The organism is Promicromonospora umidemergens (assembly GCF_024171995.1).
GTDB lineage: Bacteria > Actinomycetota > Actinomycetes > Actinomycetales > Cellulomonadaceae > Promicromonospora > Promicromonospora umidemergens.
In genome coordinates, this window is sequence record NZ_JAMTCT010000001.1 from 527,074 (window position 1) to 541,992 (window position 14,919).

Annotated in this window: 14 protein-coding genes; 10 read left to right on the plus strand and 4 right to left on the minus strand. The window is 68.0% G+C overall.

Translation table 11 applies throughout. From position 1 onward, the window contains the following. Nucleotides 1-13: 13 nt before the first annotated feature. Nucleotides 14-1,192: a cysteine desulfurase family protein gene (locus APR04_RS02515; protein WP_253867613.1), complete on the minus strand. Its 1,179-nt coding sequence runs from the start codon at nucleotides 1,190-1,192 to the stop codon at nucleotides 14-16. A 362-nt stretch (nucleotides 1,193-1,554) separates the two neighbouring features. Between APR04_RS02515 and ctaC the strand changes: the two genes are divergently transcribed. The 4 genes from ctaC to APR04_RS02535 all read left to right on the plus strand — a co-directional run bounded on the left by ctaC (nucleotide 1,555) and on the right by APR04_RS02535 (nucleotide 5,765). After that, on the plus strand, nucleotides 1,555-2,466 hold the full coding sequence (gene ctaC, locus APR04_RS02520) for an aa3-type cytochrome oxidase subunit II (RefSeq protein ID WP_253867615.1): 912 nt from the start codon (nucleotides 1,555-1,557) through the stop codon (nucleotides 2,464-2,466). Next, nucleotides 2,466-4,280 carry an aa3-type cytochrome oxidase subunit I gene (ctaD, locus tag APR04_RS02525; protein WP_253867617.1) on the plus strand — a complete coding sequence of 605 codons (1,815 nt, stop codon included), beginning with the start codon at nucleotides 2,466-2,468 and terminating at the stop codon, nucleotides 4,278-4,280. The genes ctaC and ctaD overlap by 1 nt, the downstream gene beginning before the upstream one ends. Continuing rightward, complete coding sequence (locus APR04_RS02530) at nucleotides 4,277-4,678, plus strand: cytochrome c oxidase subunit 4 (protein ID WP_253867619.1); 402 nt, start codon at nucleotides 4,277-4,279, stop codon at nucleotides 4,676-4,678. Before ctaD ends, APR04_RS02530 begins: the two co-directional genes overlap by 4 nt. Nucleotides 4,679-4,922: 244 nt before the next feature. Continuing rightward, on the plus strand, nucleotides 4,923-5,765 hold the full coding sequence (locus tag APR04_RS02535; protein ID WP_253867621.1) for a hypothetical protein: 843 nt from the start codon (nucleotides 4,923-4,925) through the stop codon (nucleotides 5,763-5,765). A 63-nt stretch (nucleotides 5,766-5,828) separates the two neighbouring features. Here APR04_RS02535 and trpD read toward each other — a convergent pair whose 3' ends face one another. Next, nucleotides 5,829-6,899: an anthranilate phosphoribosyltransferase gene (gene trpD, locus APR04_RS02540; protein WP_253867623.1), complete on the minus strand. Its 1,071-nt coding sequence runs from the start codon at nucleotides 6,897-6,899 to the stop codon at nucleotides 5,829-5,831. Continuing rightward, nucleotides 6,896-7,333, minus strand: a complete 438-nt coding sequence (locus APR04_RS02545; protein WP_253867624.1) for a response regulator — start codon at nucleotides 7,331-7,333, stop codon at nucleotides 6,896-6,898. The genes trpD and APR04_RS02545 overlap by 4 nt, the downstream gene beginning before the upstream one ends. A gap of 178 nt (nucleotides 7,334-7,511) precedes the next feature. Between APR04_RS02545 and ctaE the strand changes: the two genes are divergently transcribed. The 6 genes from ctaE (at nucleotide 7,512) to qcrB (APR04_RS02575) (ending at nucleotide 14,521) form a co-directional block, all read left to right on the plus strand. Next, nucleotides 7,512-8,165: an aa3-type cytochrome oxidase subunit III gene (ctaE, locus tag APR04_RS02550; RefSeq protein ID WP_253867625.1), complete on the plus strand. Its 654-nt coding sequence runs from the start codon at nucleotides 7,512-7,514 to the stop codon at nucleotides 8,163-8,165. Nucleotides 8,166-8,269: 104 nt separating this feature from the next. Beyond that, a complete protein-coding gene (qcrC, locus tag APR04_RS02555; protein WP_253867627.1) occupies nucleotides 8,270-9,049 on the plus strand; it encodes a cytochrome bc1 complex diheme cytochrome c subunit in 780 nt (259 codons plus the stop codon). Beyond that, nucleotides 9,046-10,128, plus strand: a complete 1,083-nt coding sequence (qcrA, locus tag APR04_RS02560; protein WP_372496055.1) for a cytochrome bc1 complex Rieske iron-sulfur subunit — start codon at nucleotides 9,046-9,048, stop codon at nucleotides 10,126-10,128. The genes qcrC and qcrA overlap by 4 nt, the downstream gene beginning before the upstream one ends. Then, nucleotides 10,125-11,849 (plus strand): cytochrome bc1 complex cytochrome b subunit, encoded by a 1,725-nt coding sequence (gene qcrB, locus APR04_RS02565; RefSeq protein ID WP_253867629.1) that lies wholly within the window; start codon nucleotides 10,125-10,127, stop codon nucleotides 11,847-11,849. The genes qcrA and qcrB (APR04_RS02565) overlap by 4 nt, the downstream gene beginning before the upstream one ends. A gap of 165 nt (nucleotides 11,850-12,014) precedes the next feature. Then, nucleotides 12,015-12,644 (plus strand): superoxide dismutase, encoded by a 630-nt coding sequence (locus tag APR04_RS02570; RefSeq protein ID WP_253867631.1) that lies wholly within the window; start codon nucleotides 12,015-12,017, stop codon nucleotides 12,642-12,644. A 170-nt stretch (nucleotides 12,645-12,814) separates the two neighbouring features. Then, on the plus strand, nucleotides 12,815-14,521 hold the full coding sequence (qcrB, locus tag APR04_RS02575; protein ID WP_253867633.1) for a cytochrome bc1 complex cytochrome b subunit: 1,707 nt from the start codon (nucleotides 12,815-12,817) through the stop codon (nucleotides 14,519-14,521). A gap of 31 nt (nucleotides 14,522-14,552) precedes the next feature. Here qcrB (APR04_RS02575) and APR04_RS02580 read toward each other — a convergent pair whose 3' ends face one another. Next, a complete protein-coding gene (locus tag APR04_RS02580; RefSeq protein ID WP_253867636.1) occupies nucleotides 14,553-14,834 on the minus strand; it encodes an Lrp/AsnC family transcriptional regulator in 282 nt (93 codons plus the stop codon). Between the last annotated feature and the right edge of the window lie 85 nt (nucleotides 14,835-14,919).

The following is a 14,919-nucleotide window of genomic DNA, read 5'->3' on the forward strand; positions in this document are numbered from 1 at the left end:
GGCCTCTGACACGTCAGAGGCCACCGACCGCTAGCATCTCCCGGACCCGCGCCACCGCGCCGGGCAGCACCGCACAGAAGCGGTCGACCTCGTCGGCGGTGGTGCCGCGGTCCAGGGCGATCCGCACGTTGCCGTGCGTGAGCACGCCCATCGCGGCCAGCACGTGCGACGGCTCGAGTGTGCTCGCGGTGCACGCGGAGCCCGACCCGACGGCGAACCCGTTCCGGTCCAGCTCAGTCACCAGCGCCTCGCCGTCCACGTAGAGGAACGAGAAGGTCGCGACGTGGGGGAGCCGGCCGTCCGGGTCGCCCACCACCTCGACGTCGGGGATACGCGACACCTGTGCCCGCACGTGCTCGACGAGCTCTCGGCGCCGGGCCTCCTGCGCCACCCGGTCGGCCTCGACGGCCTGCAGCGCGACCGCCGCGGCGAACGCGAGGGGCACGCTCACGCCGCCGGGCGCCCACGGGTCCTCGTCCTCCGGCCCCACCGGAGCCGTGCGGACCCGCTGCCGGACCGCGAGCACCCCGACGCCTGCCGGCCCGCCCCAGTCGGCGGGGTCGGCGGCCAGGAGATCCCACGTATCGGGTACCGCCACGTGCCCGACGCTCGCCCCGGCGTCGACCAGGAGGGGGACGCCGGCCGCCCGTGCGGCGTCGTGCACGGCCTCGACCGGCTGGACCGTGCCGACCTCCCCGTTCGCGTGCTGCAGCGCCACCAGCGCCGCGCCGGGCACCCGGACGGCGGCGTTCATCGCCTCGGCGTCGACCCGGCCGAGCCGGTCGACCGGGACCGTGCTCTGCCGGCCCGCAACACGGGCGGCGTTGAGCAGGGCCGAGCGCTCGACGGCGCTGGTGAGGATCGCGCTGCCGGCCCGCCGGCGGGCTGCGGAGGCTGACGCGACCGCCGCATGGAGCGACGCGGTGTGCCCAGGAGTGAAGTGGACCTCCTGGGCCCGCGCGCCGAGCACCGCCGCGACCGCCTCGCGGGCGCCGTCGAGCAGGCGGGCCGCGCGCCGGCCCTCCGCGTGCAGTCTGCGCGGGTCCGCCCAGCCGTCGGCGACGGCCTGCTCGAACGCCTGCCGGGCGAGCGGGTGCCACGGGGCTCGTCCGCCGTTGTCGAGATGCACCCGGTTGGTGGTGCCGGGGCTGATGGCGCCCGGGGTGGCAGTGTCCGGGGTGGCGTGGCTCACACGTCCTCCTGCTCCTGTGTCGCGGCTCGGGTCCGCCGGAATCCGGCTCGTCACCGGCTCGGTCAGCACCCTTCGACGAGCGCTGACGGCGGAGTACGGCATGCTTCCGCCGTCCTTCGCCTGATCCTCGCACCCGTAGCGGTCGGCCCGTCACGTGGATCGTTCTGACACGTCCCTGGCCGGTGTCCTGAACAGCGTCGATGCGCGGCCCGGATGCGGAGAGGATCACGTCCAGGAGGGCCCGCTCCGGGCATCATCCGGCTCCGGAGCGCGCTAGGCTGCACCCATCGAGGACGAAGGTTCTGCGTGGAGCTCGGGAGGAAACCGGTGCGACGCGCCGGACGAGACGTGAAAGGCCTCCCTTGCACTCGCAGCCACCTACCCGCACCCGGCGGGCCATCATGCGCGCGTCGGCTCTTGCCGTCGGCGTCGCACTCCTGGCCTCCGGTTGTGCCAGTGATTCCGTTCAGCGCGGATACCTGCCCGGCTATACCGACGGGGAGGTGACTAACCAGACCGGACGCATCACCGATCTTTGGGTGGGCTCGTGGATCGCCGCCCTTGCTGTGGGCATCGTGACCTGGGGCCTGATCCTTTGGTGCATCGCGGCGTACCGGAAACGCAAGGACGACCACCAGCTCCCGGTCCAGACGCGCTACCACCTGCCGCTCGAGCTCATGTACACGGCCGTGCCGATCATCATGGTGCTCGTGCTGTTCTGGTACACCGACCGCGACGTGACGGCGATCAACACCGTCGACGGCAACGCGACCGAGCACATCCAGGTCATCGGCAAGCAGTGGAGCTGGGACTTCAACTATCTCGACGCGGACGTCTACGACTCGGGCGAGCACGAGGCCGACCCCGGCAGCGTCACCGAGGAGGACGAGGTCGACGGCGCGCCCGGTACCTCGCAGTCCTTCCCGACGCTCTACCTGCCGGTGGACGAGACCGTCGAGTTCACGCTGGACTCGCGTGACGTCATCCACTCGTTCTGGATCCCCGCGTTCCTGTACAAGCAGGACATGATCCCGGGCCGGACCAACACGTTCCAGGTGACGCCGACCCGTGAGGGCACGTACGCCGGCAAGTGCGCAGAGCTTTGCGGCGAGTTCCACTCCGGGATGCTCTTCAACGTGAAGGTCGTGTCCGCGGAGGAGTACGACGCCCACATGGCGGAGCTGGCGGCGAAGGGACAGACCGGCGAGCTCGGTATGGACCTCGCCCGGACACAAGGCCCGGTTGACGCCGAGGAAGAGGAGGCTGGGCACTGATGGCCGCAGCGACCACGACCGAGCTGATCCCGGGCCTGGCGCCCGGGCGCCAGACGCTCGGCCGGACCGTCATCAAGTGGATCACGTCCACTGACCACAAGACGATCGGGTACCTGTACCTGATCACGTCGTTCCTGTTCTTCTGCATCGCCGGCCTGATGGCGCTGCTGATCCGGGCGGAGCTCTTCGAGCCGGGCATCCAGCTCGTGCAGAGCAAGGAGCAGTACAACCAGCTCTTCACGATGCACGGCACGATCATGCTGCTGCTGTTCGCGACCCCGCTGTTCGCGGGCTTCGCGAACGTGATCATGCCGCTCCAGATCGGCGCGCCCGACGTCGCGTTCCCTCGCCTGAACATGTTCGCCTACTGGCTGTACCTGTTCGGTGGCCTCATCACGGTCGCGGGCTTCCTCACGCCGCAGGGCGCCGCGTCGTTCGGCTGGTTCGCCTACGCGCCGTTGTCGAGCACCACCTTCAGCCCAGGGCTCGGTGGTGACCTCTGGGTGTTCGGCCTCGCCCTGGCGGGCTTCGGAACGATCCTCGGTGCGGTCAACTTCATCACCACGATCATCACGATGCGAGCCCCGGGCATGACCATGTTCCGGATGCCGATCTTCACGTGGAACACGCTGGTCACCAGCCTGCTGATCTTGATGGCGTTCCCGCCGCTGGCCGCCGCACTGTTCGCGCTGGGCGCCGACCGGCGTCTGGACGCGCAGATCTTCAACCCGGAGAACGGCGGCGCCATTCTCTGGCAGCACCTGTTCTGGTTCTTCGGTCACCCCGAGGTCTACATCATCGCGCTGCCGTTCTTCGGCATCGTGTCCGAGATCTTCCCGGTGTTCAGCCGCAAGCCGATCTTCGGCTACACGGGTCTGGTCTACGCGACCATCGCCATCGCCGCCCTGTCGGTGACCGTCTGGGCCCACCACATGTACGTGACCGGCGCGGTCATGCTGCCGTTCTTCGCGTTCATGACGATGCTCATCGCGGTGCCCACCGGTGTGAAGTTCTTCAACTGGATCGGCACGTTGTGGCGAGGGAAGCTCACGTTCGAGACGCCGATGCTGTGGAGCATCGGGTTCCTCGTGACCTTCCTCTTCGGCGGCCTGACCGGCATCATCCTGTCGAGCCCCGCCCTGGACTTCCAGCTGTCGGACTCGTATTTCGTGGTGGCGCACTTCCACTACGTCGTCTTCGGTACGGTCGTCTTCGCGATGTTCGCGGGCTTCTACTTCTGGTGGCCCAAGTTCACCGGCCGGATGCTGAGCGAGCGCCTGGGCAAGCTGCACTTCTGGCTGCTCTTCGTCGGCTTCCACATGACGTTCCTCATCCAGCACTGGCTAGGGGTCGAGGGCATGCCACGCCGGTACGCGGACTACATGCCGCAGGAGGGCTTCACCTGGGAGAACCAGGTCTCCACGATCGGCGCGTTCCTCCTCGCGGCGTCCACGCTGCCGTTCCTCTGGAACGTGTTGGTGACCTCGCGCAAGGCGCCGCTGGTCACCGTCGACGACCCGTGGGGCTACGGCCGCTCGCTCGAGTGGGCCACGTCCTGCCCGCCGCCGCGGCACAACTTCACGTCGCTCCCGCGCATCCGCTCGGAGTCGCCGGCCTTCGACCTGCACCACCCGGAGGTCGTCGCGATGGAGCACCCCGAGTACAACAGGGGCGTGCTCGACAACATCTACGGCGAGGCGGACCGGCGGGGCCAGGACACGCAGGCGCAGCAGCGCACGGCGGACGGCGGCGGGACACCGCAGCAGAGCAGCACGACGGTCGTTGACACGCCGGACGAGGGGACCGACAAGTGAAGATCGAGGCGCGGCTGTTCCTCTGGGGAACACCCTTCTTCATCCTGTGCGGTGTGGTCTACGGGTACATGACCGACTGGCAGGAGCCCGTCGGGTTCCTGGGCTTGCCGCTGGTCGGCGGTCTGGTGGCGATGATCGGTGCGTACCTGGCCCTGACGGCCCGGCGCATCGACGCTCGTCCTGAGGACAACCCGAACGGCAACATCGAGGACGCTGCCGGTGACCAGGGCGTCTACGCGCCCTGGAGCTGGTGGCCGCTGGCGATCGCAGGCTCCGCCGCGATCTGCTTCCTCGGCCTGGCCGTGGGCTGGTGGGTGTTCTACATCGGCTTCTGCGCGGCGGTGATCGCGCTGGTGGGCTGGGTGTTCGAGTACTCGCGGGGTATCCACTCGCACTGACGCTGGACTGGCTTACGCCTGGTACCGGCTGAGCAGGAAAGCCGGTCGATGTGCCCCTGGGGCGCACCGGCCGGCTTTCTCTTGCTCGCCCGCTGGGAATTTCACCCTCTACTTCACTCCTTGGGTATGCGCGCGGTGCGAGCGGCTGATTCCATCGAGGGTCGCCAACCGGAAACCGGTGTGCACAGGGCACCCACGGTGGCGGGACCAAGAGAGGTACGTAGTGCGAATTTCTCAGAGGATCGTGTCCCTGGCAGCCGCCGGACTGCTGGCAGTCGGCCTGGCGGGTTGTGGCGCTGCGGCCGACGACACTGCGCCGGCCGCTGTGCCGGACGCTGCGTCGGAGACGACAGAGCCGGGGACGGCAGAGTCGAAGCCGGCAGAGCCGAAGACGACAGAGGCGAAGACGGCAGAGATGACGCAGGCGACGTTCGTGGAGCGCGTCGGCGGCGCACAGGAGTCCGCGACCACGATGCACATCGAGTCGTCCTACAGTGGCGCTCTGGCCGAGGCCGCGGGTCTGGCCGGTGCAACCATTCCGATGGACGTGGACGCCAGCGACCCGGAGTCGCCCCGGATGTCGACGTCCATGGACGTCCAGGACAAGGGGCTCTCGATGATCGTCGTTGACGACACCTACTACATCTCGGTGGGCGAGGCTACCGATGGCAAGTACGTCAAGGCCACCGAGAAGGAGCTGATGAGCGACCCCGCTATGAGCTCGCTCCAGTCGATGTCCGAGGTGCCGAACCCCAGGGCGCAGCTGGAGGGCTTCAAGGACGGCATCGTGTCGTTCGAGGCGAGCGGGACGGACACCGTCAACGGGACAGAGGTCGACCTGTACACCCTGGTCCTGGACCCCGCCAAGGTGACCGGTCCGCAGGTCGAGCAGCTGGACCCTGAGATGGTGGACGCGATGGGCGAGATGACCGCCGTCTACGCCTTGGACAAGTCCGACCGCCCGGCGCGGGTGGCGGTCACCATGACCGTCGACGGGCAGGAGCTCATCTCGACGGCCGAGTTCAGCCGGTGGGGCGAGGACCTCGCGATCGAGGCGCCTCCGGCGGACCAGATCGTCCAGCGGTGACCGGTCTGCGGTGACAGCACGGGCCGGGCACCCATCGGGTACCCGGCCCGTGCGTTCCGTCTGTCAGCCCTTGCTGGCCGCGACCCAGCGGTCCAGGACGTCCTGTGCCGCGCCGGAGTCCACGGCCTGCGCCGCCAGCTCGATCCCGGCGGTGAGACGCTCCACGAGCGTCCCGGAGCTGGTGCCGGTGCCGGGCAGCGTGCCGTCGGCGACGAGGCCGGACGCCGCGTTGAGCAGCACCGTCTCGCGGACAGGGCCGTCCTGGCCGGCGAAGACCGCGCGGGCGACCCCAGCGTTGTAGGCGGCGTCGTGGCCGCGCAGGTCCTCGACCTTGATACGCGTGAGCCCGAGGTCGGCGGCCGGGTCGAGGCGGTGCTCGACGATCGTGCCCATCTCGGCGTCGGGGAGCACCTCCCACACGGTGGCGCCCGCCGTGGCGGCGAGCTCGTCCAAGCCCTCGTCGCCCCGGAACACGAGCGCTGACTTGCCGCGCTCGGCGAACACGCCGGCCATCAGCGGCGCCATCCGGGCGTCGGCACAGCCGACGGCGGCGGCGCGCGGCTGTGCCGGGTTGGTGAGCGGCCCCAGGAAGTTGAACGCCGTCGGCACCCCCAGCTCTCTGCGGGTCTGGCCGGCGTGCCGCATGGACGGGTGGAAGGCAGCGGCGAAGCAGAAGGTGATGCCCGCCTCGCGGGCGATCTGCGCCACCCGCTCCGGCGGGTGGTCCAGCCGGATGCCGAGCTCCTCCAGCACGTCCGCGCTGCCCGACGACGACGAGGCCGCCCGGTTGCCGTGCTTCACCACACGCAGGCCCGCGCCCGCGATGACCACGGACGCCATCGTGGAGATGTTCACGGTGTGCGCGCGGTCGCCGCCGGTGCCGACGATGTCGACGGAGGGTCCCGGCACGTCGATCCGGGTCGCGTGCCGGACCATCGAGTCGGTCAGGCCGGAAAGCTCCTCGACGGTCTCACCCTTGGCGCGCAGCGCCACGAGGAATCCGCCGAGCTGGACGGGGGAGACCTCGCCCGTCATCACCTGGTCCATCGCCCAGCCGGCCTCGGCCTGGCTCAGGTCGGTTCCGGTGATCAGTCCGGCGAGCAAGCCGGACCAGGTGGGTGCCTCGGGGTTCACGCGGTGCCCGCAAGGAGCTTCGCGACTGCCTCCTGGACCTTGATGGCGTCGAGCGGGCGGGAGGCCACGCCGTCGGCCAGGGACCAGGACGCGAGCCACGCGTCTTCCGGACGGCCGGTGAGCACTAGCACCGGCGGGCACTCGTAGATCTCGTTCTTGAGCTGGCGGCACAGGCCCATGCCGCCGGTCTGGTCGGCCTCACCGTCGAGGACGAGCAGGTCCCACTTCTCGTTGTCGGCCTTGTCCACCACCGCGGCGGGGGTCGCGGCCTCGGTCCATTCGATGTCGGGCGCACCTGCGTGCAGGCGCGGGCCGACGGCGAGTCGTACCTGCTCACGCACTGTGCGGTCGTCGCTGTACAGGAGGACTCGCGGGCTCGACGTCGCTACGCCGTCCGCACCTGCGCTGGTCACATCCGTCGTCATGCCGGTCATGCGTCGATCGTGGCACAGTCCCTGCTCGCACGGCAGATCTGTCCGCCCTCTTTTCATGGCACTCTGCCGGATCACGTCAGCAAGAGACGCCGCAGGTAGGACGTTTGAAGGACTTTGTGAGATTCGACGCGAGCGCCCGTGGCGCTTCGGCGTTCGGGACGCTCGAACGTCGGCCATAATGGCTGTCGTGTCGACCGCAACGGCTGCAGCCACCCCCACGCACCAGCACGTGACAGTCAATCGTCCGAACCCGGTCTCGGTCGGGACGATCGTCTGGCTCGCGAGCGAGCTCATGTTCTTCGCAGCGCTCTTCGCCATGTACTTCACGGTCCGGCAGACCATGCCGGCCGAGGAGTGGGCGCTGCAGGCGGACAAGCTGAACATCACCTTCTCCACGATCAACACGATCGTCCTGGTGCTGTCCTCCTTCACCTGCCAGTGGGCGGTCTTCAAGGCTGAGCAGTTCAAGCCGTCGCGTTCCGGGAAGCTCTACCAGTTCTGGACGTGGGGCATGCACGAGTGGCTCACGATGACCTACGTGATGGGCGCGTTCTTCATCGGCGGCCAGATCTTCGAGTACGCCGAGCTGATCGGGCACGGCCTGACGATCTCGTCCAGCGCGTACGGCTCGGTCTTCTACATGACCACCGGTTTCCACGGCCTCCACGTGCTCGGCGGTCTGATCGCATTCCTCTTCGTGCTCGGCCGCTCCTTCGCCGCCAAGCGCTTTGGTCACCACGAGGCCACCACCACGGTCGTCACGTCCTACTACTGGCACTTCGTCGACGTAGTGTGGATCGCGCTGTTCGCGGTGATCTACCTGCTGCAGTGACCCCGTGGCGGCCACGCCTGGGGGCGTGTGTCGGCGTGGTCCTGCGGTGGTACAGGTTCATGACAGAGAAGCTCAAACACTCACAGCGAGACGAGGACATTTTCGTGAAGGCACTCGCCGCCCGCAGGCACCACCGGTTGGCTCCGGTCGTGCTTCTGCTGCTGGCGCTGCTGACCACGGGCGGCGTCTACGCCGCCCTGGCTCCGAGTACGGCTCAGGCCGAGACCGTCAGCACCGCGGACATCGAGACCGGTAAGAAGTTGTTCCAGGCCAACTGCGCGACGTGCCACGGCTCGAACGCAGAAGGCACCGACGGCGTGCCGTCCCTGGTCGGCGTCGGCGCAGCTGCCGTCGACTTCCAGGTGTCGACCGGTCGTATGCCGATGCAGATGAACGGCCTGCAGGCGATGGAGAAGCCGCGGCAGATGAACGAGGAGCAGACCGCGGCCCTTGCCGCATACGTCGCCTCGCTGGGCGCCGGCCCTGCCATCCCCACGGACGAGCAGGTGGACGCCTCACTGGGTGACCCGTCCAACGGCATGGCCCTGTTCCGCACCAACTGCGCCATGTGCCACAACGCGGTGGGCGCCGGCGGTGCCCTCTCGGAGGGCAAGTTCGCGCCTCCGCTGTGGGACACGTCCGAGCGGAACCTCTACCAGGCGATGCTCACCGGCCCGCAGTCGATGCCCGTGTTCAACGACGCGAACATCAACCCCGAGGAGAAGCGCGACATCATCTCCTTCCTCGTCGAGCAGCGCGACGGATCGGCCGGCGGCGCTTCGCTCGGTGCTCTCGGACCGGTGTCCGAGGGCCTGTGGGCGTTCGTGGTCGGCATGGGCCTGCTCATCGGTGCAGCGGTGTGGATCGGAGCGAAGTCCTCGTGAGCGAGAACCAGAACGAGAACCAGAACGACCTGGGCGACACCTCCGCCGACGTGACGGTGCCCCCGGAGACGGGTACCGCCGTCGGGTCCGTGGAGCGGTTCCAGGACCCGGGCGTACCGGAGCACAAGAAGCGCCTCACCGACACGGATCCCCGTGCGGCCAAGCGCGCCGAGCGGACAGTGACCCTCCTGTTCGTCCTGTCGATCCTCGGCACGATCGGCTCGATCGTGGCCTACGTGATGGTCCCGCCGGACGGCACGACGGCGGGTGTCCGGCTGTCGACCCTGCTGCTCGGCCTCGGCCTCGCGGTATCGCTGCTCGGCATCGGCATCGCCGGCATCCACTGGGCCAAGGCGCTCATGGGTGACCACGAGTACGTGCAGGAGCGCCACACGCTCGCGACGCAGGCCGAGGACCGCGAGGCCGCGGTCAACGACCTGAACGAGGGCCTCGCCGACTCGGGGGTCGTCGGTCGCCGCGGCATGCTCAAGGGCGCGTTCTTCGGTTCCCTGGCGCTGTTCCCGCTCGCGATCGCCGTCCCGCTGATCGGCTCGGTGGGCGGCGACTGGAACATCTCCAAGTTCAAGCACACGATGTGGAAGCGTGGCATGCGCCTCGCGATCGACCCGTCAGGTCGTCCCATCAAGGCCACCGACGTCACCGTGGGTTCGGTGTTCCACGTGGTCCCGGAGACCACCGAGGCGTTCCGCGAGACGCACGAGTGGATCACGGAGAAGTCGAAGGCCGTCGTCCTGATGGTGCGCCTCAACCCGGAGGACCTCCTGACCGACCAGTCGCCCGAGGGCGAGGACTGGTCGTACGAGGGCATCGTCGCCTACTCGAAGATCTGCACGCACGTGGGCTGCCCGGTGGCGCTCTACGAGCAGCAGACGCACCACCTCCTGTGCCCCTGCCACCAGTCGACGTTCGACATCGCCGACAGCGCGAAGGTCGTCTTCGGCCCGGCCAACCGCCGGTTGCCGCAGCTGCCGATCACCGTTGACTCCGAGGGCTACCTCGTGGCGCAGCACGACTTCGCCGAGCCCATCGGCCCGAGCTTCTGGGAGCGCCTGAAGTGAGCACCGCGACCCACGACACCAACCGTGAGGCACCGGCCAAGCCGACGACGACCGTCGGCAAGGCTGCCGACTACCTCGACCAGCGCACCTCGATCGGCGTCGCCGTCAAGGAGTTCGCGCGCAAGATTTTCCCGGACCACTGGTCCTTCATGCTGGGCGAGATCGCCCTGTTCTCGTTCGTCGTCCTGATCGCCTCGGGCTTCTTCCTGGCGATGTTCTTCGAGCCGTCGATGGCGCTCGAGACCTACGAGGGTGAGCACCCGGCGAACATGCACGGGCAGCTCATGTCGGTCGCGTTCGCCTCGACGCTGGAGATGTCGTTCGAGGTGCGCGGCGGCCTGCTGATGCGGCAGATCCACCACTGGGCCGCGCTGATCTTCATGGCCTCGATCGTGGTGCACATGATGCGCGTGTTCTTCACCGGCGCTTTCCGCAAGCCGCGTGAGATCAACTGGATCGTCGGCATCGTCCTGATGATTCTGGGTCTGGCCGCCGGCTTCACCGGTTACTCGCTGCCCGACGACGTGCTGTCCGGCAACGGTCTGCGCATCACCGACGGCGTGATCAAGTCGATCCCGGTGATCGGCTCGTTCCTGTCGTACTTCGTCTTCGGTGGCGAGTTCCCGGGCCACCACATCGTGCCTCGCCTGTTCACGCTCCATATCTTCGTGATCCCCGGCATCCTGCTGGCCCTGATCGCGCTGCACCTGTTCCTGATGGTGCTGCAGAAGCACACTCAGTTCCCGGGTGGTGGCCGTACCGACAAGAACGTGGTCGGCTACCCGGCGCTGCCGGTCTACGTGGCCAAGATGACCGGCAACTTCTTCATCGTCGCCGGTGTGCTGGTGCTCATGGGCGCCACGATGGCGATCAACAACGTCTGGAACTACGGCCCGTACGACCCCTCGCCCGTGTCCGCCGGCGCCCAGCCGGACTGGTACATGCTGTTCCTGGAGGGCTCGCTGCGCCTGATGCCTGGCGCGGGCACGGAGTGGGTGATCCTCGGATACACGCTCCCGCTGAACGTGCTGGTCCCGGCGGTCGTCATCCCCGGCATCCTGTTCACGTTCCTGATCGTCTACCCCTTCGTCGAGGCGCGGGTCAAGGGCGACGACAAGGAGCACCACGTGCTGGACCGCCCGCGCAACGTGCCAGTGCGCACGGGCCTGGGTGTCGCCTTCCTTGCGGCGTTCATCATCCTGGCCCTGGCCGGGTCGAACGACCTCATCGCCACACACTTCGCGTTGTCGATCAACGCGATCACGTGGGTGTTCCGCGTCCTGTTCTTCGTCGGGCCGGTGTTCGCGTACTACATCACCAAGCGCATCTGCCTCGGGCTGCAGCGCAAGGACCGCGAGCTGGTGCTGCACGGCCACGAGTCGGGACGCATCGTGCGCTACGCGAACGGTGAGTACATCGAGGTCCACACTCCGCTCGACGACCAGGAGCGCTGGCTGCGCGTCAACTACGAGGCGCCGGCTCCGCTGGAGATCGCCCCGAAGACCGACGCGCGAGGGGTCAAGCGCAAGGGCTACGGCGCCGACAAGCGGTGGCAGGGCCTGTCCCGGTTCTTCTACGAGGACCGCGTGGCACCCGTCACCCCGGCGGAGGTCGCGCACTCGCACGGCGAGCACGACGAGCCGAACGGCCACGACCAGCTGAACGGCTCCGAGCGTCAGGCCGTCGAGGCCGGCGTGGGAACCACCTCGCGGGAGCACTGAGCGACCTGCGACACCAAGCGATGGCCTGTGTCTCCCGGTCCGCGAATGCGGCCGGGGACACGGGCCATTGCCGTCCCGGCGGGCACCACTGCGGCGCGCGACCAGGACGGCGTCTTCCCCCGCACACCGTCCGGTGTGCGGCCCGATCCTGGAGGTACCTCAGCAATGGCTGTTTACACGCTCCCTGACCTGACCTACGACTACGCCGCGCTCGAGCCGCACATCTCGGGCAAGATCATGGAGCTACACCACTCCAAGCACCACGCGACGTACGTCAAGGGCGCGAACACTGCCCTCGAGCAGCTCGAGGAGGCCCGCGAGACGGGCAACCTGGCAAACGTCAACAAGATCGAGAAGGACCTCGCGTTCAACCTCGGCGGTCACATCAACCACTCGATCTTCTGGACGAACATGGCGCCAGGGGCCGGTGGCGAGCCGACCGGAGACATCGCTGCCGCGATCGACGAGCACTTCGGCTCGTTCGAGAAGTTCAAGGCGCACTTCACCGCCGTTGCCGCCGGCGTCCAGGGTTCCGGCTGGGCCGTCCTGGCCTGGGACTCCATCGGTCAGAAGCTGGTCGTGGTTCAGCTGTTCGACCAGCAGGGCAACATCCCCTTCGCGCTCACCCCGGTCCTGATGCTGGACTGCTGGGAGCACGCCTACTACATCGACTACCTGAACGTGCGCCCGGACTACATCAAGGCCTGGTGGAACCTCGTGTCCTGGAGCAACGTCTCCGAGCGCCTGGGCCGGGCCAAGACGCAGACCGCGGGCCTCATCGTCCCGTCGGCCTGACCGGCTGACCAGATCCGGCGCACCCTGGGGACCATCTCCCGAGGGTGCGCCGGATCTTTCCTGTCACGAACCAGGCCGCCAGTTCGTCATCCGGGTGGAAGGCAGCACCTGGCACGGTGTCTACTGGTTCTACTGGCAGGGCACATGTCTCCTACCCCAGGAGTGATGGCGTGGCAAAGCAGCAGCGTCCGAACGGCGTCGGCAAGGCCGCCGACTATCTCGACCAGCGCACGAGCATCGGTGTGCTGGTCAAGGAGTTCGCGCGCAAGGTGTTTCCCGACCACTGGTCCTTCATGCTGGGCGAGATCGCCCTGTTCTCGTTCATCGTGCTGATCGCCTCGGGCTTCTTCCTGACGATGTTCTTCGAGCCGTCCATGGCGCTGGTGCGCTATGAGGGCGAGCACCCGCCGTCCATGGAGGGCCAGCTCATGTCGGCGGCGTTCAGCTCCACCGTGGAGATGTCGTTCGAGGTGCGCGGTGGTCTGCTGATGCGGCAGGTGCACCACTGGGCCGCGCTGATCTTCGTGTTCTCGATAGTGGTGCACATGTTCCGGATCTTCTTCACCGGCGCCTTCCGCAAGCCACGTGAGGTCAACTGGCTGGTCGGCGCCGTCATGCTGATCCTCGCGCTCGCGGCCGGCTTCACCGGCTACTCGCTGCCCGACGACGTGCTGTCCGGCAACGGGCTGCGCATCATCGACGGTGTGGTCAAGTCGATCCCGGTGATCGGCTCCTGGCTGTCGATCCTGGTGTTCGGCGGCGAGTTCCCCGGCCACCACATCATCCCGCGGCTCTTCACCCTGCACATCTTCGTGATTCCCGGCCTGCTGATCGCTCTGATCGCACTGCACCTGTTCCTCATGGTGCTGCAGAAGCACACCCAGTACCCGGGCGGTGGGCGCACCGACAAGAACGTCGTGGGCTACCCGGCGCTGCCGGTGTACGTGGCCAAGATGACGGGCAACTTCTTCATCATCGCGGGCGTGCTGACCCTGATGGGCGGCACGATGGCGATCAACAACGTGTGGAACTACGGCCCGTACGATCCGTCCCCCGTCTCGGCGGGCACGCAGCCGGACTGGTACATCCTGTTCGTCGACGGCGCGCTGCGGCTCATGCCCGGACCGGGCTGGGAGTGGGTCATCGGCGGGTACACCCTGAGCATGAACCTGCTGATTCCCGCCCTGGTGGTCCCGGGAATCCTCTTCACGCTGCTGTTCGGGTGGCCGTTCCTCGAGGCGAAGGTCACCGGTGACCACAAGGAGCACCACGTGCTGGACCGGCCCCGCAACCGGCCGACGCGCACCGGCATGGGCATGGCGATCATCGTCGCGTTCGTGGTGTGTTCCCTGGCTGCGACGAACGACCTCATCGCCACGCACTTCTCGCTCGACATCTTCGCGATCACCTGGACCTTGCGCGTCCTCGTGTTCGTGGGGCCGGTCTTCGCGTTCTGGGTCACCAAACGTGTGTGCCTCGGGTTGCAGCGCAAGGACCGTGAGCTGGTGCTGCACGGCCACGAGTCCGGACGCATCGTGCGGTTCGCCAACGGCGAGTACATCGAGGTGCACACTCCGCTCGACGAGGAGGAGCGCTGGCTGCGCGTCAGCTACGAGTCGCCGGAGCCGCTGGAGATCCAGCCCCTCACGGACGGGCGTGGCGTGCGGCGCCCGGGGTACCGGTCCGACCGGCGCTGGCAGAAGCTGTCCCGGTTCTTCTACGAGGACCGCGTGTCACCTGTCACGCCTGCCGAGGTCGAGGCCGCGCACTCCCACGGCCGGCACGACGAGATCGAGCCCGGCCGGCACGACGAGGCCGAGCCGAAGGCGCCGACCGGCGCAGGCGCTGTCGGCGGCGGGCCGCGACACAGCGACTAGCACGCCCGTCGTCGGGCTGGTGATCGAGGGGCTAGTCGTCGAGCCCGAGGGCGAACGCCTGCTCCAGGTCCGCCTTGGAGAAGGCGCGGAAGGCGATGAGGGTCTCGGTGTTCTGCACACCGGGCACCTTGTTCACCGTGTCGGACACGACGCCGGCGAGCTGCTCGTGCTCTGGTACGCGCACGATGGCGACGAGGTCGGTCTTGCCCGTCACGGAGAAGACTTCGCTCACTCCGTCGATGTTCGCGACCTCCTGCGCGACCTCGGGGATGCGGGACGTCTCGGCGTCGATGAGGACGATCGCGGTCAGCATGCCGCCATCGTATCCAGGCATCGTCGAATGTGAGCGACTGTGGTCCGGCGGGCCCGGAAGATCGGATCAGGCCTGTGGACAACCG

Bases quoted from the DNA above. Each gene is read 5' to 3' on its own strand.
- ctaD (WP_253867617.1), top strand. From the start codon at position 2,466: ATGGCCGCAGCGACCACGACCGAGCTGATCCCGGGCCTGGCGCCCGGG.
- APR04_RS02545 (WP_253867624.1), bottom strand. From the start codon at position 7,333: ATGACCGGCATGACGACGGATGTGACCAGCGCAGGTGCGGACGGCGTA.
- ctaE (WP_253867625.1), top strand. From the start codon at position 7,512: ATGGCTGTCGTGTCGACCGCAACGGCTGCAGCCACCCCCACGCACCAG.
- APR04_RS02570 (WP_253867631.1), top strand. From the start codon at position 12,015: ATGGCTGTTTACACGCTCCCTGACCTGACCTACGACTACGCCGCGCTC.
- APR04_RS02580 (WP_253867636.1), bottom strand. From the start codon at position 14,834: ATGCTGACCGCGATCGTCCTCATCGACGCCGAGACGTCCCGCATCCCC.